Origin of the sequence: Providencia sp. wls1914 (assembly GCF_009706645.1) — a bacterium.
GTDB classification, from domain to species: Bacteria; Pseudomonadota; Gammaproteobacteria; order Enterobacterales; family Enterobacteriaceae; genus Providencia; species Providencia zhijiangensis.
This window is the reverse complement of the sequence record NZ_WLUN01000004.1, coordinates 478,560-500,281: the sequence shown is the minus strand read 5'-3', so window position 1 is coordinate 500,281 and position 21,722 is coordinate 478,560. Positions and strand designations below refer to the sequence as shown.

At 44.2% G+C, this 21,722-nt stretch carries 18 protein-coding genes and 1 pseudogene; 2 read left to right on the top strand and 17 right to left on the bottom strand.

Annotation, left to right across the window (positions count from 1 at the left end; genetic code table 11):
- Positions 1 to 68: 68 nt before the first annotated feature.
- The 7 genes from cysA to GKR74_RS04430 form a co-directional block, all read right to left on the bottom strand.
- Positions 69 to 1,157: a sulfate/thiosulfate ABC transporter ATP-binding protein CysA gene (gene cysA / locus GKR74_RS04460; RefSeq protein WP_154602687.1), complete on the bottom strand. Its 1,089-nt coding sequence runs from the start codon at positions 1,155 to 1,157 to the stop codon at positions 69 to 71.
- Between the two features lie 2 nt (positions 1,158 to 1,159).
- Positions 1,160 to 2,020: a sulfate/thiosulfate ABC transporter permease CysW gene (gene cysW, locus GKR74_RS04455; protein ID WP_036949527.1), complete on the bottom strand. Its 861-nt coding sequence runs from the start codon at positions 2,018 to 2,020 to the stop codon at positions 1,160 to 1,162.
- Positions 2,020 to 2,850 (bottom strand): sulfate/thiosulfate ABC transporter permease CysT, encoded by an 831-nt coding sequence (gene cysT / locus GKR74_RS04450; RefSeq protein WP_154602686.1) that lies wholly within the window; start codon positions 2,848 to 2,850, stop codon positions 2,020 to 2,022. The genes cysW and cysT overlap by 1 nt, the downstream gene beginning before the upstream one ends.
- Positions 2,850 to 3,872, bottom strand: a complete 1,023-nt coding sequence (locus tag GKR74_RS04445) for a sulfate ABC transporter substrate-binding protein (protein WP_154602685.1) — start codon at positions 3,870 to 3,872, stop codon at positions 2,850 to 2,852. Before GKR74_RS04445 ends, cysT begins: the two co-directional genes overlap by 1 nt.
- 225 nt (positions 3,873 to 4,097) lie before the next feature.
- Complete coding sequence (locus GKR74_RS04440; protein WP_036949519.1) at positions 4,098 to 4,994, bottom strand: Dyp-type peroxidase; 897 nt, start codon at positions 4,992 to 4,994, stop codon at positions 4,098 to 4,100.
- 236 nt (positions 4,995 to 5,230) lie between these two features.
- Entirely contained in the window at positions 5,231 to 5,815 is a 585-nt protein-coding gene (locus GKR74_RS04435) for an RpoE-regulated lipoprotein (RefSeq protein WP_154602684.1), read from the bottom strand.
- Between the two features lie 101 nt (positions 5,816 to 5,916).
- Complete coding sequence (locus GKR74_RS04430) at positions 5,917 to 6,348, bottom strand: GNAT family acetyltransferase (protein ID WP_154602716.1); 432 nt, start codon at positions 6,346 to 6,348, stop codon at positions 5,917 to 5,919.
- A 136-nt stretch (positions 6,349 to 6,484) separates the two neighbouring features.
- Here GKR74_RS04430 and hemF point away from each other — a divergent pair, with 136 nt between their 5' ends.
- Both hemF and GKR74_RS04420 read left to right on the top strand, forming a co-directional pair.
- Positions 6,485 to 7,408, top strand: coding sequence for an oxygen-dependent coproporphyrinogen oxidase (gene hemF / locus GKR74_RS04425; protein ID WP_154602683.1), 924 nt, complete (start codon positions 6,485 to 6,487; stop codon positions 7,406 to 7,408).
- A 149-nt stretch (positions 7,409 to 7,557) separates the two neighbouring features.
- On the top strand, positions 7,558 to 8,688 hold the full coding sequence (locus GKR74_RS04420; RefSeq protein ID WP_154602682.1) for a M4 family metallopeptidase: 1,131 nt from the start codon (positions 7,558 to 7,560) through the stop codon (positions 8,686 to 8,688).
- A 173-nt stretch (positions 8,689 to 8,861) separates the two neighbouring features.
- On the opposite strand, the gene rluF is transcribed toward GKR74_RS04420, so the two are convergent.
- From rluF to pbpC, 10 genes and pseudogenes are all read right to left on the bottom strand, one after another.
- Positions 8,862 to 9,740 carry a 23S rRNA pseudouridine(2604) synthase RluF gene (rluF, locus tag GKR74_RS04415; protein WP_154602681.1) on the bottom strand — a complete coding sequence of 293 codons (879 nt, stop codon included), beginning with the start codon at positions 9,738 to 9,740 and terminating at the stop codon, positions 8,862 to 8,864.
- Positions 9,741 to 9,867: 127 nt separating this feature from the next.
- Entirely contained in the window at positions 9,868 to 11,346 is a 1,479-nt protein-coding gene (der, locus tag GKR74_RS04410) for a ribosome biogenesis GTPase Der (RefSeq protein WP_154602680.1), read from the bottom strand.
- Positions 11,347 to 11,475: 129 nt separating this feature from the next.
- Positions 11,476 to 12,648, bottom strand: coding sequence for an outer membrane protein assembly factor BamB (gene bamB / locus GKR74_RS04405; protein WP_154602679.1), 1,173 nt, complete (start codon positions 12,646 to 12,648; stop codon positions 11,476 to 11,478).
- 21 nt (positions 12,649 to 12,669) lie between these two features.
- On the bottom strand, positions 12,670 to 13,293 hold the full coding sequence (locus GKR74_RS04400) for a YfgM family protein (protein WP_181477332.1): 624 nt from the start codon (positions 13,291 to 13,293) through the stop codon (positions 12,670 to 12,672).
- Between the two features lie 10 nt (positions 13,294 to 13,303).
- The gene (gene hisS, locus GKR74_RS04395) at positions 13,304 to 14,581 is read right to left on the bottom strand and encodes a histidine--tRNA ligase (protein ID WP_181477333.1); all 1,278 of its coding nucleotides are present in this window, start codon (positions 14,579 to 14,581) and stop codon (positions 13,304 to 13,306) included.
- Positions 14,582 to 14,794: 213 nt separating this feature from the next.
- Positions 14,795 to 15,916 (bottom strand): flavodoxin-dependent (E)-4-hydroxy-3-methylbut-2-enyl-diphosphate synthase, encoded by a 1,122-nt coding sequence (gene ispG, locus GKR74_RS04390; protein ID WP_036949502.1) that lies wholly within the window; start codon positions 15,914 to 15,916, stop codon positions 14,795 to 14,797.
- A gap of 178 nt (positions 15,917 to 16,094) precedes the next feature.
- Entirely contained in the window at positions 16,095 to 17,045 is a 951-nt protein-coding gene (gene rodZ / locus GKR74_RS04385) for a cytoskeleton protein RodZ (protein ID WP_154602678.1), read from the bottom strand.
- Between the two features lie 211 nt (positions 17,046 to 17,256).
- Positions 17,257 to 18,420, bottom strand: a pseudogene (locus tag GKR74_RS04380) (bifunctional tRNA (adenosine(37)-C2)-methyltransferase TrmG/ribosomal RNA large subunit methyltransferase RlmN).
- 225 nt (positions 18,421 to 18,645) lie between these two features.
- On the bottom strand, positions 18,646 to 19,071 hold the full coding sequence (gene ndk, locus GKR74_RS04375; protein ID WP_006658631.1) for a nucleoside-diphosphate kinase: 426 nt from the start codon (positions 19,069 to 19,071) through the stop codon (positions 18,646 to 18,648).
- A 288-nt stretch (positions 19,072 to 19,359) separates the two neighbouring features.
- On the bottom strand, positions 19,360 to 21,681 hold the full coding sequence (gene pbpC, locus GKR74_RS04370) for a peptidoglycan glycosyltransferase PbpC (RefSeq protein WP_154602676.1): 2,322 nt from the start codon (positions 21,679 to 21,681) through the stop codon (positions 19,360 to 19,362).
- Positions 21,682 to 21,722: the final 41 nt, after the last annotated feature.

The window sequence follows — 21,722 nt, the reverse complement described above, 5'->3', positions numbered from 1 at the left end:
ATAATAATTTTTTATTGATTGATAATATAATTAACAATTAATTCTAAAATCAATCATCCCTTATTAATCTACGCGCTTTTAGCGAGAGAGGGGAAAAATAATGGGTCTTTACCCTGATAAATTTGTGTTTGTTGGCTGCCAAGATAGTAATTTTCTCCCCTTGTAGGAACAGTACGCGCATCCTGCCATACCACGGACAAGGTTTCCTCACCCCAACCTAAAGGTTGCACCGTTAATTGCCAAAAGTGCCCTCGGGGGCCTGATTCAATGATCCTTACTGGCAATTGGTGTTTCTCATCCATTTCTTTCTGCAAGCGAATATCCCAAGGACGAATAAACACATCGACCTCCCCTTGCTGAGCGCTCACCTGAGCGAGTGGGAAGGTAAAGTTCGCTATCTGCAGCTGTGAACCACGGATCTGTCCAGGAATTTTGTTAACCTCCCCCATGAATTCAAGCACAAAACGGGTTTCCGGTGATTGCCAAATTTCATTAGGGGTGCCAACTTGTTCGATATGCCCTTGGCTCATCACGACAATGCGATCTGCGACTTCCATCGCTTCCTCTTGGTCGTGAGTCACAAAGACACTGGTAAATTTCAACTCTTCATGAAGTTGACGCAACCAACGACGTAACTCAATACGCACCTGTGCATCTAGCGCGCCAAACGGTTCATCTAACAGCAAAATTTGTGGCTCTACCGCTAACGCTCTCGCCAATGCTACCCGCTGTTTTTGCCCCCCAGAAAGCTGAGAAGGAAAACGCTCAGCCAAATGGGCTAATTGCACCATCTCAAGCAGCTCCATCGCTTTTTGCTTAATCACCGCTTTTGAGGGTCGCTGTTTTCGAGGTAAGACGGTCAAACCAAACGCCACATTCTCGAATACCGTCATATGGCGAAACAGTGCATAATGCTGGAACACGAAACCGACATGCCTATCTTTCGCATGGACTTGGCTCACATCTTGACCATGGAAACGTAACGAACCGTGACTTTGCTGCTCTAGCCCCGCAATGATACGCAACAAGGTAGTTTTCCCCGAGCCAGATGGCCCCAATAATGCCACCATTTCCCCTGAGCCGATATCCAATGAGATATTGTTCAGCACTGACGTTTTACCAAACAATTTGCCAACATGATTAATTTCGATACTCATAATTAATGGACTCCTGACTCAGTTTGCTGTCGGCTTAAATGCCATTGCAAAGCACTTTTCACAATCAAGGTAATAATCGCTAATAACGCTAAGATAGCCGCAGCCGTGAACGCGCCTACCGTATTGTAGTCTTGATGAAGCAACTCAACTTGCAGAGGCAATGTGTAAGTTTCACCACGAATAGCGCCAGATACCACAGACACCGCGCCAAACTCGCCAATTGCACGCGCATTGGTTAATACCACGCCATAAAGCAGCGCCCAGCGAATGTTAGGCAGTGTCACTCGCCAGAACATTTTCCAACCCGATGCACCCAATAATGTTGCAGCTTCGTCCTCTTGGCTTCCCTGACTTAACATCAATGGCACTAACTCTCTAACGACAAATGGGCATGTCACGAAAATAGTCACTAACGCCATTCCCGGCCATGAAAACATCACCTGAATATCAAAGCCTTCTAACCAGCCACCAAACCAACTGTTCGAACCGTAAAAGAGTAAATAGAGTAACCCCGCCACGACAGGCGAAACCGCAAAAGGAATATCAACTAAGGTCAATAACAGTTGGCGCCCCGGAAACTGAAAACGCGTCACCAGCCATGCCAGCATCACGCCAAAAACCAAGTTAACAGGTACTGTGATCAGCGCGATAAGAATCGTTAACCCGATAGCATGGAGCATATCTGGATTGCTTAAGTTGACGAGGACTTCACCCAACCCCTTTTCAAATGCGGTGATAAAAATCCAGATAATTGGCACTACCAGCAGCAATACCGAGAAAAATAGCCCAATTCCAATAAGAGCCCATTTTCCCCAATTGATATTTCTGCGTTGAGTGACTGGAAATGGCGTGACTTGTCCCATTAATGCCCCCCTAAGCGTTTACCAAAGCGGCTTTGGAATACATTCATTGTGAATAAAAGAAGCAATGATACCGCTAAAATTACCGATGCAATCGCACTGGCGGCAGGATAATCAAACTGCTGCAATTGGCTGAAAATCATTAAGGAGACCACCTCTGTTTGCCACGCAATGTTTCCGGCGATAAAAATAATCGCCCCAAATTCACCAAGACTGCGTGTAAAAGATAAAACGGTTCCTGCAATCAGCGCAGGAGAAACTTCAGGTAACACAACGCGGCGGAACGTTTGCCAGCGTGTTGCGCCTAGTGTTTGTGCCGCTTCTTCGTATTCAGGCCCTAACTCCTCCAGTACAGGCTGAACCGTTCTGACCACAAACGGAATGCTGGTAAAGGCCATCGCGACGGCGATACCTAACCATGTATTCACCACTTTGATATCGAACTGATGCAGATACTGCCCATACCAGCCTGATGTGGCAAATAAAGTCGCGAGTGTCAGTCCCGCTACCGCGGTAGGAAGTGCAAAAGGTAAATCCACCAACCCATCTAAGAACAAACGTCCAGGAAAGCGATAGCGCGTTAAAATCCATGCCAGCAACATGCCAAAAACCGCATTAAACAGACTTGCGACCAGAGCCGCCAATAAGGTTACTTTATAAGCAGCAACCACTTGAGGGTAACTGATCACAGCCCAATACTGCTGCCATGTCATATCGGAAAGCTGCACCACAAGAGCGCTTAAAGGCAATAACAAAATCAAACAGACGAAAAACAAGCTGCTGCCTAACGTCAGTCCGAAACCGGGTAAAAACCGCTTTCCTGATTTACGCATTAACGACGACCTTGTTCCATAAGTTGATCAAATTCCCCTCCCGTCGAAAAGTGGTTATTCATCACATTGTTCCAATTGCCAAATTGTGATTCCACTGTAAATAGCTGAGTTGACGGGAATTTGCTTTTATTCGCTTCCATTACCTGCTTGTCATTCACACGGTAATTAAAGCGAGTAATAATATTTTGCGCCTCTGGGGTATAGAGGTAATTCAAGTAGGCTTTTGCCGCTTTTTCTGTGCCATTTTTTTGCACATTTTTGTCAATCCACGCGACTGGGAATTCTGCCAAAATATCGATTGGAGGCACGATCACTTCGTAGTCTGATTCGCCGTATTGGCTACGGATGTTATTCACTTCAGACTCAAAGCTAATTAAAACATCCCCTAACCCTCGCTCGATAAATGAGGTTGTTGCACCACGGCCGCCCGTATCAAACACTTCAACGTTTTTCAGGAATTGCTGCATTTTCTCGCGTGTTTTGGGACTATCTTTCCCATTTTCTTGGTTAAACGCTCCCCATGCTGCTAGATAGGTATAGCGACCATTTCCCGACGTTTTGGGGTTTGGGAATACCAGTTTCACATCACTACGAGCGAGGTCATCCCACGTTTTAATGCCTTTCGGATTACCCTTACGAACTAAAAACGCCATTGTCGAATAATAAGGTGAGCTGTTATTCGGCAAACGCGCTTGCCAATCCGCCGGGATTAGTTGCCCTTTATCATGAAGAATTTGCACATCGGTCACTTGGTTAAACGTCACCACATCCGCTTTTAATCCTTGCAAAATGGCCAGCGCTTGCTTTGATGATCCCGCGTGAGATTGCTTGATGGTCAGTGGATCATTAGGATTTTCCTGCGCCCACTGTTTTTCAAATTCAGGGTTTAATGCCGCAAATAGCTCTCTTGAAATATCATAGGAACTATTCAGTAATTCAGCCGCCGTCAGGGATGCGCTACTCATTAACGAGAACATCGCCAAACTCGCTAAGCCTGTATTTTTTAAAATTGATTTTTTCATATGATCCCTACTTGTGACTAAACCCAAACATAATCTAAAAAACAATGTATATGTTTTGGTTATAACTTTGTAGCTATCAATCATCTTTTGATATATCAAGTTGGAATAACAAAGAGGTTATAGCAATAAGCCATAAAATTCAGAGGGAATTGAAGAGGTTAATGTGATGAACAAGGTTCATTCAAGCTGCCGCTATCCGCGACAGCTTGAATTATTGCGATAAGATTATAGGGATAATAATCTTTCAATGGATGGCGCATAGTAATAACTGCCAGAAACGGCTTTAGTCATGCGCAGCAGATCATCGTATTTACCGTCAGTTTCACCAAACATGCTCAGTAATTGCTGTTCAATATTATGGATCGTTGCACAGTAGGCAATAAAGAATAAACCGTGTTTACCGCTTGCCGTGCCGTATGGCAAGCTATGGCGCATAACAGAGAGTTCTTCCCCCTCTTCTTCAATCACTACGCGAGAAACGTGAGAAGTTTTATTACGTGCATCTTCGTCTAATTCAACGCTATCGTGTTTAGTACGACCAATCATTTTCTCTTGTTCATGTTCAGAGAAACGAGACCATTTTTTTAGGTCATGCTCATAGCGCTGTACCATGACATAGCTGCCACCAATGTCATCGCCTTGATTAATCAACGTCACTTCAGCAATTTCTTCGCCTTGAGGGTTTTCTGTACCATCAATGAAACCGCTTAAATCTCTATCTTCAACCCAACGGAAACCATGAATTTCTTCAACCACTTCAATGGATGAACCAAATGCTTTTAGCGCGGCTTGCGCCAGAGAAAAGTTAATGTCATGACGTAATGACTGAATATGAATAAACATATCGCGCTGAGTTGCCGGCGCTAGCCCTTTGCCGAGCGTACGAAATGGCTTTAATTCTGGTGAAACGGCGGAGTGTCCGAGCTGCTTCCAAACATCTGAACCAAATGCAATCACGGCACCAAGACGATCATCAGGGAATTTTGCTTGTAGTTTGGTTAATTCATCAACAAAAATCTTGCACCCTGATTTCACCTCTTCGAGCGATCCGGTCACCATGGCTTCAATAAAAATACCAAAACGACTATGTTCCTTCAAAATACCACTTTGGGAATGAGACATGCATAAACCCCTTAGAATGAATAAATTACACAAACCTATACTTTAAATTAGTTTATCGCATTAATAATGATTTTCACCTTGTTTTAACGCAAGAGTTGGTCAGTCTAGAAAATATCAGAAGGGTCTGACGAGAGAAAAGGATAAATAGGAATATTATCAGTAGATTAGAACCGTAAGCTATTGCCTATTAAATCGAATAACTTACGGCCTTTCGTCCAAAATCTTAGCTAAGTAACTTATTTATGCCAAATAATTTGCGACACTTTCCATGTTTTCAATACTTCATCCGCAGGCATTAAATTCTCTGGACCTTGCCATTTCCCGCTAAATTTATAAACCACTTTGCTACTTTGCGGTGCAACACACAGTACCGTCGGCACATTATCAACCGCTTCCCCTAAGGAGCATGAGCCGTAAGCCTTCTGGTAAATGTCACTAAACTCAGTACCAATTTGGGTATCCCATTCAGTGAGCATATCAGGATCATTCACGACAATACGAGATACCGTGCCTTTTTCAGGGCCAAAGACTTCGACTTCAACGTCTAAATCTTTCATAGCTTGAAACACAGAAACCATTTCACCATTTTCAAGCTGCATACCACCACGTACTGCATAGCGGTCATCCAGTTGATTGTTAATCACATCACGATCCATTGGGGTCAAACTTGTGATTGCCCCCACGCCGGCTTCTGAAATCATCAGAGGGCTATGAAACCATGTGGATGGTGAGAATAGGCTTTTACCAGCACAACCCGATAGCATCACCGCGCCACCGAGTAGAGAAACTTTAAATAAGGTTACGAATGCGTTTTGGGACATATCATCCTCTTTAGCGGGTCATATAATGCATACTGAGACCGTTCATTTCATAAAAGATTCACGCTATTTGCTAAACCTTCAAGAAAATAATCACTGGCAGTTTAGAAATCCACTTCGTGAGTCAATCTTTTCGAATAGATCAAACGCTCAGCTTGCTCTTCTTCATATAACATTTTTTCAAACATGCAGATTGCCGAGTCAGACTCTTCGCTGACCAACAATTCAATTCTGCCACAACCACGGGCTATCAATTTTTTCTCTAAACGACTCACTAACGCATTAGCAATACCGCGCCCACGAAATTCAGGATGAACGGCTAAATACACAGCGGTACCACGAATTCCATCGTAGCCCCCCATAATGGTTCCGACCACTTCACCCGATACCTCGGCGACAAGGAAAAGATCGGCGCCGCATTGTAGTTTACGCTCAATATCTAATTCAGGATCACCTGAAATTTCATTCAATTGGCAACGTTCCCACAATGTAAGCACTTCTTCATAATCATTTTGGCGAAATATGCGTATTTCCATCATCTTGTCCGTTTGAGCTAAACTGTCTGCCATTATCACTGCTTTTGATACACAATCAATAATCAATATGCCTTTTTTACCTCAACGGGGTATACTTTACCCAATTTATTTCTCCCGACGGTTTTATTAAAAAACAATGAATTACCCAGATATTGAACGCGTGAAAGCCTATTTGCAAAGCTTGCAAGATACCATCTGCCAGAAAATCACAGAATTAGATGGCAAAGAAACCTTCCTCGAACAAACTTGGGAACGCACTGAAGGTGGCGGTGGACGCAGCCGAGTCTTAACCCAAGGTGCACTTTTTGAACAAGCTGGCGTGAATTTTTCACATATTAAGGGTGAAAAAATGCCCGCTTCAGCGACAGCACATCGCCCGGAATTAGCAGGACGTAGCTACCAAGCCATGGGCGTTTCATTAGTTATCCACCCTCTCAACCCTTATATACCGACTACACATGCCAATGTGCGCTTTTTCATTGCTGAAAAAGAAGGTGCCGATCCTGTATGGTGGTTTGGTGGTGGTTTCGATTTAACCCCCTATTATGGATTTGAAGAGGATGCAGTCCATTGGCATACCGTCGCCAATGAACTTTGCACCCCTTATGGAACAGAGATTTACCCTAAATTCAAGCAGTGGTGTGATGACTATTTCTTCTTAAAACATCGCAATGAGCCCCGTGGCATCGGCGGATTATTCTACGATGACCTCAACCAATGGGACTTTGAGTCTTGCTTTGCATTCACTCAGGATGTCGGCAATGGCTTTTTACAAGCCTATGTACCGATTGTCGAAAAACGTCGAGAGATCCCATGGGGTGAACGAGAACGCCAATTCCAGCTTTATCGTCGTGGACGCTATGTGGAATTTAACCTTGTCTGGGATAGAGGCACACTATTTGGCTTGCAAAGTGGTGGGCGCACAGAGTCCATCTTGATGTCTATGCCACCATTAGTACGTTGGGAATATGACTATCACCCAGAAGCAGGTAGCCCAGAAGCTAAGCTGTATACCGATTTTTTGATCACCGGTAAAGATTGGCTCACACACAATAAATAATACAAACTTTTGTAATTAATCAGATTTCTATCTGCTGATTTTCATAATAAAAATTAGCAGATATTGATTTAATTACTTAATTATCATGTAGTTACAATAAAATCACAACCGTTTATGATTCCATTTCGTCAAACAAAATGGAGTTATAAATGAATCAGATACTTGGTCGTTCACTATTATCACCTAGCTTAATCTCTCACTTCTATCAAGAAAGCCAATGCAATGATTTGAAATCAACCCTATTTCATATCAATGATATTATGAGCCGCACTTACACTGAAGAAGATGCGAGCTATCAACGTCAATTATTGGCTAACGCTTGTAATATCACTGGTGGTACCTACAACCGAGTGATCCGTGATGCTCAACAACGTGTAGAAAATTACACTCACAACCACTCCAGCTTACCTATTTGCCGTCGCGAAGAAATGCCAGCTGATGAGCATATGGCACATAATGATTTCGCCGTTATTATGCGAGAAGAGGATAAGGTGGCGCCGACTGTACCGGCACATCGTGTGTTCGCAGCTATTGGACTGATCCGTTCATTCCTCAAGGAGAAACTCAATATTGACCAAATGTTTGGTTGTGATGCTGATATCAATGCGGTTATCCATTATGACAAAAACTACTCCAATGCATTTTGGAATTCTCAAGCTATTTTCTTTGGGGATGGTGATGGAACTGTTTTTGGCCCGTTCTACAACGATATTGACATAATCGCTCATGAACTTGCTCATGGATACATTAGTTCACAAGCTGATTTTGACTATGTCGATCAATCTGGTGCGTTAAATGAATCGGTGGCTGACGTTTTAGGCATCATGGCGAAACAATATGTTCTAAAACAAACTGCGACACAATCTAACTGGTTGCTGGGTGAGAATTTATTCATTGATAAGAGAAAGGGGCCGGCATTACGCTCAATGAAAGAGCCTGGTACCGCTTACTATTTCACTAAATCAAATAATGACCCACAAGTGGGACATATGGACCAATATCGCGATTTACCTCGCTATGTTGATAATGGCGGTGTGCATATTAACTCAGGTATTCCAAACAAAGCCTTCTATTTACTGGCAACAAAATTAGGTGGTTATTCGTGGGAAATAGCAGGGAAAATCTGGGTTGCAGCGGTATCGGATCCAAGCGTCTCGAATACTGCGACATTTATTGAATTTGCACAAGCAACAATTCGTTCAGCGAAAAAACTGTTTGGTGATCAAATTGAATTGGCAACACGCCAAAGCTGGCTAGATGTTGGGTTACAAGTCCAATAAAAATGAAGTGCAATTTGTGATTTTCACACCATTGTCGGCCCACAGAGAGGCTGACTTTTATCTAAATCGTTGATCTAAAATCATAATAAAAAAGGCCAAGTACACACGAGTTTTTGGTAACTCATCCTCAGCCTTTTCTCACTTCAATATCTTTTATTTCGTCATTTACCCAATTAACGTTTTTTCTTTTTACGTCCTGGCTGGGTAAATTTCTTTTTCGGCGGTTCCGCATTTGCTTTCGGCTTTTGGCTACCCGCGCCTTGTTTTCCCGTTGTTTTCCCGCTACCGCTACGTGCTTGAGGTTTCGCCGCTTTTTTAGGTTTAACATCGGACTCTGATTTTTCAATCAAATTAAACAGCTCGATAAGCTCATCATCGGTTAAGTCGCGCCACTCTCCCACAGGAATGCCCGTGAGCCTCACATTCATGATCCGCACGCGTTCTAATTTCGTGACTTCGTAACCAAAATGTTCAGTCATACGACGAATTTGGCGGTTTAAACCTTGAACCAATGTGATACGGAAAACAAACGGCGCCTCTTTTTTGACTTTACATTTCTTCGTCATGGTACCGAGAATTGGCACTCCCGCGCCCATGCCACGAATGAATTCATCGGTCACTGGCTTATTGACTGTGACGATATACTCTTTTTCGTGATCATTACCTGCACGTAAGATTTTATTCACTAAGTCGCCGTGGTTCGTCAGGAAGATCAAACCTTGGGAATCTTTATCTAAACGACCGATTGGGAAAATACGGGTACTGTGATTCACATAGTCCACAATATTATCTTTTTCGCCACTTTCGGTGGTACTGACAATCCCAACAGGTTTGTTCAACGCTATCAAGACTAAATCTTCTTCGTTGCGTGGCTCAATTAACTGCCCATTGACCTTCACCACGTCTCCAGCAGAAACTTGGTCGCCAATGCCTGCGCGTTTACCGTTAATGAACACATTGCCTTGCTCAATATAACGATCAGCCTCACGTCTAGAGCAGATACCGCTCTCGCTAATGTATTTATTCAGGCGTGTGGTTGAATTGATTTCCATGGTTTTCCTCAGTCATTAAAACAACTTAAATTTTAGGGCTGTGGCGAGCTAACAAATAATAGTAAAAAGCCGTAACAACCTAATCGGGTTACGGCTTTAGTCTGTTTATCGCGCTAACAGTTGGCGATTAACGTTTTTTCAAATGCTGCATCAGACGTTTACGTTTACGTAATTGGGTTGGCGTCAGTTTATTTTTCTTATCCGCATAAGGGTTTTCACCCTCTTTAAACAGAATACGAATTGGTGTTCCCATCACATTTAATGAACGACGGAAATAGTTCATTAAATAACGTTTATAGCTATCTGGTAAATCAGAAACTTGGTTACCGTGGATCACAACGATTGGTGGGTTATGCCCCCCCGCATGTGCATATTTCATCTTCACACGGCGACCGCGGATCAATGGTGGCTGATGTTCATCTTCCGCCATTTTCATAATGCGCGTTAACAGCGCTGTACCAACACGACGAGTCGCGGACTCATACGCTTCTTGTACAGATTCAAACAAGTTACCTACACCGCTACCATGCAGTGCAGAGATAAAGTGAATACGGGCAAAATCCACAAAGCCAAGACGCAGTTCCAGCATATCTTTGACATGCTCGCGATCTTCCGGCTTCATGCCATCCCATTTATTCACTGCAATAACTAATGAACGGCCTGCGTTCAAAATGAATCCTAGTAACGATAAATCTTGGTCAGAGATACCTTCGCGAGCATCGATAACCAGTAAGACGACGTTAGCATCTTCGATTGCTTGTAGTGTCTTGATCACTGAGAATTTTTCTACAGTTTCAGTCACTTTACCGCGCTTACGCACCCCAGCAGTATCAATGAGAATATATTCACGCTCATCACGCTCCATTGGGATATAAATACTGTCGCGGGTGGTGCCCGGCATATCAAAGACGACCACGCGGTCTTCACCAAGAATACGGTTAGTCAGGGTGGATTTGCCCACATTTGGGCGCCCTACGATAGCCAGTTTGATAGGTAACGTGCTTGGGTCGAAATCATCTTCTTCGTCTTCTGAGAACTCGCCTTCCGCTTCCATCTCAGCCCAGTAGGCCGCGTTAGCTTCTTCATCAGTGAGCTCGACTTCTTCGTCTTCAACCTCAATAAAAGGTTTTAAAGAGTGCTCAATTAACTGAGTGACACCGCGACCATGAGAAGCAGCAATAGGGTAAATTTCCCCAAGACCCAGTGAATAGAAATCACCAACAACAATATTGGCATCAATACCATCAGTTTTGTTGGCAACTAAATACGTTTTTTTCTTGCGGCTACGTAAGTGCTTAGCGATGCCTTCATCAGCGGGCATTAAACCTGCTCTTGCATCTACCATGAAGAGAACAACGTCCGCTTCTTCAATCGCTTGAAGCGACTGAGCCGCCATATGGGTTTCTACGCCCTCTTCTGTACCATCGATACCACCAGTGTCGATAATAATAAATTCGTGCCCTTCAACTTCTGCACGACCATATTTACGATCACGGGTCAGACCGGGAAAGTCCGCTACAAGTGCGTCACGGGTACGGGTTAATCGGTTAAATAACGTGGATTTTCCTACGTTTGGACGCCCAACCAGCGCTACGACGGGTATCATTCTTCAGTGCCTCACAACTTTAATTAACTAATAGAATTCTGAGGCTAAACTCAGAAAACAAAAAAACGAAACGGCCCCTGTATTCAGGAACCGTTTATTTTATCGATAAATTGTCTGCTTGTCAGAAAATTAACGTGTTAACAGGTAAACTGTTCCGTTTCTTGTCTGAACCATCAGTTTATCACTCGCAATCACTGGGCGACTGTGGATCCCTGAACTGTTCAATTTATTTTGAGCCACAAAGCCACCTGTGCTGGTATCTAACCAGTGCAGATAACCTTCTTTGTCACCTACAACAATATAGCCGTTATAGACTTCTGGTGCAGATAATCCACGGTTCAGTAACTGATCTTGAGTCCATAATGTCACGCCGTCGCTCTTACGAACAGCTAGCACACGGTCAGTTTGGTCAACTAAATACAGGGTATCGCCCGATAGCACCATATCATTGATGGAGCCTAAATCACGCTTCCATAACATTTGGCCAGAACGCATGTCCAGCGCCGCTAATGTGCCGTTATAGGCAATCGCGTACACTTTGCCATCATCAATCACAGGCGTCATATCTACATCGTTCAGACGACCAATTTCTGTTGAGCTGGTGACTAAAGAGATACGTTGTTGCCAAATCAATTGACCTTGAGACAGCAGGACTGCACTCACTCGACCGTTATCACCACCAACGATAGCCGCACCGAATGCAACCGCAGGCGCAGACTCACCGCGTAATGACAGTGATGGCGTATCCATATTCACTGTCCACTTAATCGCGCCTGTCGCTGTATCTAGTGCTTGTAATTGACCATTGCTCGTGTGGATAACCACCATGTCGCCACTCACGACAGGCTTGGACAAGGCTTCGCCTGCCACTTCCACATCCCACAATACTTCACCATTTTCTTTATTTAGCGCAATAACTGTACCACGCTCAGTACCGATGAAAATTTTGTCATCAGAAATGGTCAAGCCACCAGACAGTAACGCAGATAAATTGGCAGAAAGAAAACCAGTACGTTTTGATAAATCGACAGACCACAGTTCTTTACCGCTATCAAGTTCTAGCGCTTTAACTAAGCCTTTACGATCTGCAGCGTAAATTGCTGAACCATCCCACACAGGAGAAAGTTCAGAATAGAACTGCTCAACACCATTACCGACGGATTTATCCCAAACAATAGAAGGTGTAAATTGATTCTCAACCTGTGGTAATGGCGCCATCACAATAGAATCAGTTTCGCTGGAACAACCGGCAAGTAAAGCTGAAGCTACCAGGCCTACCAAAAGAGTTTTGCGCAACTGCATAGTGTGTCGTTTCCTTTCTTCTTATGAATTAGATACGTTGTTCAATTTCAGAGTCAAAATACCTCTGAGTGATTGAGAACCTTCACTTTCTAACCCCTGAGTGTATGCAGCTTTAGCGCCGGATTTATCACCCTTATGGAGTAAAGCATCCCCACGGACATCCTGTGCCGTAGCTTGCCATGACTTACCTTGGATCTTAGCAACAGAGGCGATTGCCGCATCTGCATTACCGAGTGCAAGTTGGATACGCGCTAAACGCAGGTTAATCACATCTTGCAAATCAACGGTTTTTGCTTTCGCTAATGCGTCAGTCAGTGCTTTCTCAGCACCTGCTAAATCGCCTTTATCAGCAAAAACTTGCGCCAGTTCCAGCCCAGTCATTGAACTGTAAACGTCGTTAGTTTCTGCTGCAAATTTTTGTGCAGCTTGAATACCTTCCGCTGAACCTGAGCGTAACTGAGTATTGACGGCTTCGTATTTTGCTGCACTTTCTTGCAACACATTCGACTTGTGTGATTGCCAATAGTTCCAACCAAACACACCACCGACACCAATAACCAGTCCAACCACTAAAGCAACGCCGTTGTTAGCGAAAAAACGTTTGATCGCTTCAACTTGATCTTGTTCGTTTGTATAGACTTCCACTTGTCTCTCCTTAACCTAACAGCGTGGCGATACGCGATGCCATTAGTTGCTGTGAAATAGTTTCTTGCTCACCAGTACGTAAATCTTTCAACGTCACTTGGCTATTATTGATTTCGTCCTCGCCTAAGATCAGAGCAATTTTTGCCCCTTGCTTATCGGCACGCGCGAGCTGTTTCTTAAAGTTACCGCCGCCGTGGTTAGTCATTAAACGCAGAGTTGGCAGTTCATCACGCACTTTTTCTGCAACTAACAATGCAGCTTGTTGGCTGTTTTCACCAAAAGAAGCCAGATACACATCAGCAACGGAGGTATCTGCGGTGAACTCTGGGTTCACTTCTTGAACCAGCAGAACCATACGCTCCATACCCATTGCAAAGCCAACTGCAGGTGTTGCACGACCACCCAATTGTTCTACCAGACCATCATAACGACCACCCGCACAGACCGTACCTTGAGAACCTAGCGCAGTTGTCACCCACTCAAATACAGTGCGGTTATAATAGTCTAAACCACGCACTAAGCGTTGGTTAACGCGGTACTTAATGCCCGCGTTATCTAATAATGTGCACAGACCATCAAAGTGTTCGCGAGATTCCGCATCCAGATAGTCAAACAGCGCTGGCGCATCATTTAATAATGCTTGAACATCTTGGTTTTTAGAATCCAGTACGCGCAGAGGATTGCTATACATACGACGTTTGCAATCTTCATCCAGCTTATCTTTGTGCTGCTCAAGGAAAGCGACCAGCGCATCACGATAATTTGCACGCGCTTCTAGTGAACCAATTGAGTTGAGCTCCAGCGTGACATGCTCGCTGATCCCAAGCGCACGCCACCAGCGCGCGGTCATTAAGATCACTTCCGCATCAATGTCAGGGCCAGCCAGACCAAAAACTTCAGCACCTAGCTGATGGAATTGGCGATAACGGCCTTTCTGTGGGCGCTCATAACGGAACATTGGCCCTAAATACCATAAGCGCTGTTCCTGATTGTACAGCAAACCATGCTCAATACCGGCACGGACGCAACCTGCGGTATTTTCTGGGCGCAGTGTGAGGCTCTCTTCATTACGGTCGTTGAAGGTATACATCTCTTTTTCAACAACGTCAGTCACTTCACCAATCGCCCGTTTAAATAACGGGGTCTGCTCTACAATCGGGGTACGAATTTCGCTAAAACCATAACCCTGTAAAATATTTTTCAATGTTGCTTCGATTTTTTGCCACACTCGAGTATCTGCTGGCAAGTAGTCATTCATGCCTCGGATGGCTTGGATATTTTTTCCCACTTTATTTCTCTATTTTCAGAATTACATAAGGTCGATTATAAGAGCGAAATGTCATCAGGTTCAATCAACAAACTACAAATCCACAGTGGAATCGGGAATTATCTGTTGATTTTGGTCGCTATGGCGTAATTTTAAGAAAAAATGACCGCGATTAACACTGCTAATCACGGTGATAAATAAAAAACTGACTCATGATGAGCCAGTTTCTAAATATTATTTATCTATCTGATTAACATTTATTCGCATGCTTTCGTCTAGCATTGCCGCTTTGGCTCGAATTTTAGCTTCTAGCTGATCAATGATATTGTCATTATCAAAGCGCTCTTTTTGACGAATACCATCTTCGTAGAATCCACTCTTGGTTTTCGCACCCGCGACACCCAATGTAGACACTTCAGCTTCACCAGGACCATTCACAACACAACCGATGATAGACACATCCATTGGCGTGATAATGTCTTCAAGTCGTTGCTCTAACGCGTTCACCGTGCCAATCACGTCAAATTCTTGGCGTGAGCATGTTGGGCAAGCAATAAAGTTAATACCGCGGGAACGAATACGCAGTGATTTCAGAATATCGAAGCCCACTTTCACTTCTTCTACTGGATCCGCGGCAAGCGAAATACGCAATGTATCCCCGATACCTTCAGAGAGCAGCATACCTAAACCGATAGCTGATTTCACGGAACCTGAGCGCGCACCGCCCGCTTCAGTAATACCTAGATGAAGTGGTTGGTCAATTTTTTGAGCCAGCAGACGATAAGAGCCCACTGCAAGGAATACATCAGAGGCTTTCACACTGACTTTAAATTGATCAAAGTTCAATCTATCCAAAATGTCCACATGGCGCATGGCTGATTCAACCAATGCTTCAGGTGTCGGTTCACCGTATTTTTCTTGAATATCTTTTTCCAGCGAGCCGCCGTTCACACCAATACGAATAGGGATATTGTAATGACGAGCGCAATCAACTACTTGGCGAATTCGCTCTTCGCTACCAATATTTCCCGGGTTGATACGCAGGCAATCAACACCGTATTCCGCCACTTTTAGGGCAATACGGTAGTCAAAGTGAATATCAGCGACCAGAGGGACATCAACTTGCTGTTTGATTAATTTAAAGGCTTCTGCAGCATCCATCGTAGGTACTGATACGCGCACAATATCCACCCCAACACGTTCAAGGGCTTTAATTTGGCGAACAGTTGCTTCGACATCGGTTGTACGGGTATTGGTCATTGATTGAACAGCGATTGGGGCGCCGTCGCCAACAGGAACATTACCGACATAAATACGGGTGGATTTGCGTCTTTTGATTGGTGATTCGTTATGCATTTTTGTTTAATTCTCCGAACATCCATGTGCTCATTTTAATACCATGGCGCTCTTTAATATCATGGCATAGTGTATGGTCATTGCTTTAACGCGCCTCACTATACACAAGAAAGCAAACTATAAACTATCACAAAGAGTGTTTTAGGATATAGTTTGCTTCTTTAATTTCGTAATCTTTTTATGCTTCTGGCAACTTAAATTTAGCAGAACGTTTTGCTTTGATGAAACGGCTTAAATCAACGTCTTTACCTTGGAATTGCACAGTCACATTGGCTGGCGCACCAATGTTTAAACGATAAGGTTGTGCACCATCAAGCTCTAATTTATCGCCGCCATTTTTCATGCCGCTAAATAAAACTTTATTGTTTGCGTCACGAATTTCTAACCAACATTGACCCGAGAAACTTAACGTTAAACCATTACCTGTTGCGGCTGGCATATCCGTTGTTTGAGAAGCATCTGCTTGGGCTCTGTCTACGGAAGGCGTTGTTTGCGGCGCATTTGGCAGCGGGATCGTTCTCACACCTTCTGCGTCGGTATTCGTTGCTGGTTGAGTGTCGGTCAATACAGGTGCAGGATCAACCAGCGGATCGGTTTGCGCAGCGCTATTGTCAGTGACAAGTGGCATATCAACTGCAATATTATTTACGGGTTCGCTATTACTTTGTTGAACCAACGCTTCATTTTGGTTCGCCATGGTTAATAGGTCTTTCTGTTGAGCATTATGGTCTTGCCACCACCAAATACCCACCATCGCGATAAGCACAATGACGATCAGCCACGTCAATTTCATTAGCCAACCTTCGCGTTTTTTACGCTTTTTGCCTAATGAGTAGCTTTGCATTGGGGAAACATTGGGAGACTGTGCGGGAACATCACTTTTTAAGAATGGGGCAATATCGTTTTCAGTAATTCCGACCATTCGTGCATACAGACGAATATAACCACGTAAAAATGTCGGCTCTACGCCTGTAGGATGAATATCTTGTTCTATTTCCTTTACCGTACTCACTTTAAGACACAGTCGCTCCGCAACCGTTTCTTGCGTTAGTCCCATACGCTCACGCGCTCGAGATAATAATTGTCCTACAGTGATAGAAGTTTGTTCGGTATTATTTTCGATAGTCATTAGCTGGCAACACTGTTTCCAAGTTTAATAAATATAAAGCAGACTTCATGCCACTTTACCCGTCTGAGCACGTTATAGTTTTCAACAACATAGTTTCCAATAACATTGTTTTTAACAACGATAGATATTATATGCCGCTTTAACTATTGTAGGCGAACCAGGGCGTTTTGCCTAACCATAAAACGCCCCGAATTATAACCTAACTCACTGATTAGATATTATCTATATATCAGACTGATTTTACCTGGATAGGTTCCCCAGCAAGGCGTTTTTTCAAGGTACGTTTCGTTCTATCAATAACATCCCCTGCCAGTTGCCCACATGCAGCATCAATATCATCACCACGAGTCTTGCGAACTATAGTCGTAAAACCGTACTCCATCAATACCTTAGAGAAACGATCAATACGGCTGTTGGAGCTACGACCATATGGCGCTCCTGGGAACGGGTTCCATGGGATCAAGTTAATTTTGCTTGGTGTGTTTTTCAAACATTCCGCAAGTTGGTGAGCTTGCTCAACGCTATCGTTAATATGATCAAGCATCACATATTCAACCGTGACACGTCCCGCATTCGCATTGGATTTCGTTAAATAACGATTTACGCTAGCTAAGAATGTTTCGATATTATATTTCTTATTGATTGGTACGATGTCATCACGCACATCGTCCGTTGGCGCATGCAGAGAAATGGCCAGTGCGACATCAATCATATCGCCTAACTTATCCAGTGCAGGAACAACGCCTGAAGTGGAAATGGTCACGCGGCGTTTTGACAGACCGAAACCAAAATCATCTAACATGATCTCCATCGCAGGAACCACGTTATTTAAGTTCAATAACGGCTCTCCCATCCCCATCATCACCACGTTGGTGATAGGACGGCGACCGCTAGATTTCAGCGAACCGATGATTTTAGCCGCACGCCAAACTTGCCCGATGATTTCGGAAACACGTAAGTTACGGTTAAAACCTTGCTGCGCGGTAGAACAGAATTTACATTCCAGTGCACAGCCAACTTGAGAAGAGACACACAGTGTTGCGCGATCAGCTTCAGGGATATACACCGTTTCAACCAGTTGATCGCCAACTTTGATAGCCCACTTAATCGTGCCATCGGATGAACGTTGTTCATCAGCAACTTCAGGTGCTCGGATCTCAGCGACTTCTGTTAATTTCGCGCGTAGCACCTTGTTGATATCAGTCATTTGCTCGAAATCATCGTAGCAATAGTGGTAAATCCACTTCATCACTTGGTCTGCACGGAACGGTTTTTCGCCGAGCTCAGCAAAAAATTCGCGCATCTGCTTGCGGTTTAAATCTAGCAGGTTAATTTTTTGACCGCTTTTTTCTAGCTGCCCATTTTTTTCTGGCATAGCAGATATAGCAGAAGGAGTTGCACATTGTGCATTGGTAGTCATATCAGACATTGAGTTTGCCTCGTTATTACACTTTCGGCAGTGCGAAAAGCACGACGTAAATTGGGATTGCGATTAGTCTGGACGACTAAAAAATAAATCACCCTGTTAACGCAATGATTAACAGGGCGACATATTGTACAAATATTATAACAATAATGCTAATGCATTATTGAGAACGCCTTAGCGTGGGCAGATTTCGTCAGCAGCGAAGAAATATGCGATTTCACGTGCAGCAGACTCTTCTGAATCTGAACCGTGAGTTGCGTTTTCAGTGAAGCTGTCTGCGTAATCAGCACGTAAAGTACCTGCTAATGCGTTGTCTGGGTTAGTTGCGCCCATCAGGTCACGGTGACGTTGGATTGCGTTTTCGCCTTCTAACACTTGTAACATGATTGGACCAGAAGTCATGAATTCAACCAGACCATCAAAGAAAGGACGACCTTTGTGCTCAGCGTAAAAGCCTTCAGCTTGTTCACGAGTCAGGTGCATCATTTTAGCCGCAACGATTTTGAAGCCTGCGCTTTCAAAACGGTTGTAAATTGCACCGATGACGTTTTTCTTAACTGCGTTTGGTTTGATGATAGAAAATGTACGTTGAACAGCCATAAATAACCTCTTAGCGATTGACTTGACTTTTACTCTTTATTCTCTGCTTTGTTTCTCTTATTTAACCCAATGTTTCCACTAGGATTTCAAGAGTGGCATATGAAGAACCAAGAATATGTGCCTGTTGTAGTTTTTTATATTGTTTCTATTCCTGATGTTAGGAAGCAGAAAAATAGGGCGTTGATTATAGGGGCTTGGATTACAATTTCCTACAGTCACATCAACATTTTGTTAATCTTTTTATAGCAAAAAATTCTAGATTTTTAATTAAGTCATCGTTTTATGCTATTACTTCACCTTAAAGTTGATAGCTGTAACCTGTCCGCTCATATCTAAGACCGATATTTGGTAGTTTCCACTTTTTTCGAGCGTCAGCAAAATTGCCCCATTTTGCTCTGTATTGTTCACTTGCTCACCGTTTAAAAACCACCATTTTTGCCCTTGTCCACCTTGCGTGAGTAAACGCAGGTCTAAACTGGTTTTTCCAGGTAAGCGCTGGAGAACCTCCCCTTCGCGGATCCCTGAAATTAAGAGTGGCGGCATTTCAAGATTTAACGGCGGACAAGCTGTATCCGGCTTAGGCAGTCGATTTACCCGTTTTTCACTTGCAGGCAGCCATGACTCTACGGTAATCGGCCATAAATGGATCTCTTTTTCTTGGGCATTTGGGCAATCTGGCGCAACTTGTAGCCCCTGCTCATTCACCCATACTTTTTGCCTGAGTCCAAGAGAGGATTCTTGATCCCGAGCCATGAGTGTTGGTGGGATCGTATTGTCTAAAATCCAGCTCAAACGGCGCTGGCGACAATTACTATCTTCTTTCAGTAATGAGGTTCCCCCCGGCCAGCAGATCACGGCTTGGCTAACACTTGCTGGCCTTGAATCTTTAGGAAGCACTTCGCGAGATTGATAAATTCGCGTCAGCAGCATGTTATTCACTTGGTTCATAATTGGGATCGCTGTGGCATAGCCGAGCTGCCCTGCAACAGGTGTCGCATCAGGGCGACCAACCCAAACGCCGATAGTATAACGAGGGTTTACACCAATCGCCCAAGCATCGCGGTAGCCGTAGCTGGTACCTGTTTTCCATGCAAGATTTGGCTGTCCCGATAAGTTAGCATCAGGGACTGGACGGGCTTCTCCTGCCATAATCCGGCGAACAATCCACGCGGCACCTGGCGACATCAACTTGCGGTCGCGGATCACATCTGTCGGTCGATAACGCAGTGGAGAAACTTCACCTTGGCGAGCAAATGCACTGTAAGCTGATACTAAGTCTTCCATTCGTGCCGCCGTTCCCCCGAGGATCAACGACAAGTTAGGTTCGCCGCCAACTGGGAAACGCAGTTCTGTGCCCACATTACGTAATTGAGCGGCAAAACGCTTACTGCCATAGACATCCAGCAGTTGCACAACAGGCAAGTTTAATGAGCGCACTAACGCATCACTTACACTAACAGGGCCATTAAAGCCGCTATCAAAGTTACCGGGGCGATAATCATTAAACCGACGAGGCACATCTTGTAACAGTGACTCGGCGTGGATCAATCCGTCATCCATGGCCAGCGCATATAAAAATGGCTTGAGTGTTGAGCCGGGCGAGCGCCATGCACTGATCATATCCACGTGACCAAAGCGACTATCATCCTGAAAATCAATCGACCCGATATAGGCTTTCACGCTCATATCTGTGTGATCAACCACCAGCAATCCTAAAGAAGTCTGCTTGGGTAATTGGTTTTTCCAATTCATCGCCATATCTTCGAGCTGCTTCTGCAGGCTAGCATCAATGGTGGTTTCCACGATGGATTCTTGAGAATCTTTGATCATCCGGCGAGCCAGTAATGGCGCTAAATTCGGATTTTTACGTGGTGCAAGCCAGATTTGCTCTTGCTTAATTTCATTGACTTTTTCAGTACTCCAAACTTGGTATTCAGCCAATCTGTCGAGTACCTTATCTCGTGCTGCTTGCGCCCGTTCTGGGTATCTATCAGGTCTTAAACGACTTGGCGCTTGGGGTAAAACCGCAAACAATGCCGCTTCACTTGCCGTCAATTTTGCAGGAGATTTATTCAAATAAACCCAGCTAGCCGCCCCAATACCCTCAATCGTGCCCCCATAAGGCGCACGGTTAAGATACATTTCGAGGATTTCATCTTTGGAATAGTGATATTCCAACTGTGCGGTACGCCATAACTGTTTGAGTTTTCCGCCAAACGTACGCTCATGTGGGTCAATCAGCCTTGCCACCTGCATTGAGATGGTGCTGCCCCCAGAGACAATGCGCCCAGAGCTCACTAACTGCCCAGCAGCACGCATTAATGAAAATGGGTTAACCCCCGGATGCTGGTAAAAATGGCGATCTTCATAGGTTAATAACGCGTCAATATATTCTGGCGAGACCTCATCCAATTTAACGGGGAAACGCCAAATTCCTTCTTTATCGGCAAAGCGCCATAACGGAGTCCCATCCCCTGCGACGACCGTGCGTGCCATCTCAATTTGCTTGATTGGCAGCGGCCAAATTTTATCTGCGGCTAAAAAGGTCAGTGGCAATACCACGACCAAAACCAGTAGCGTCCACCCAATGCGACGTAGCCATCTCTTCATTCGTCAATATACCGAGAGTTATTATTTGTTTTTATGATACT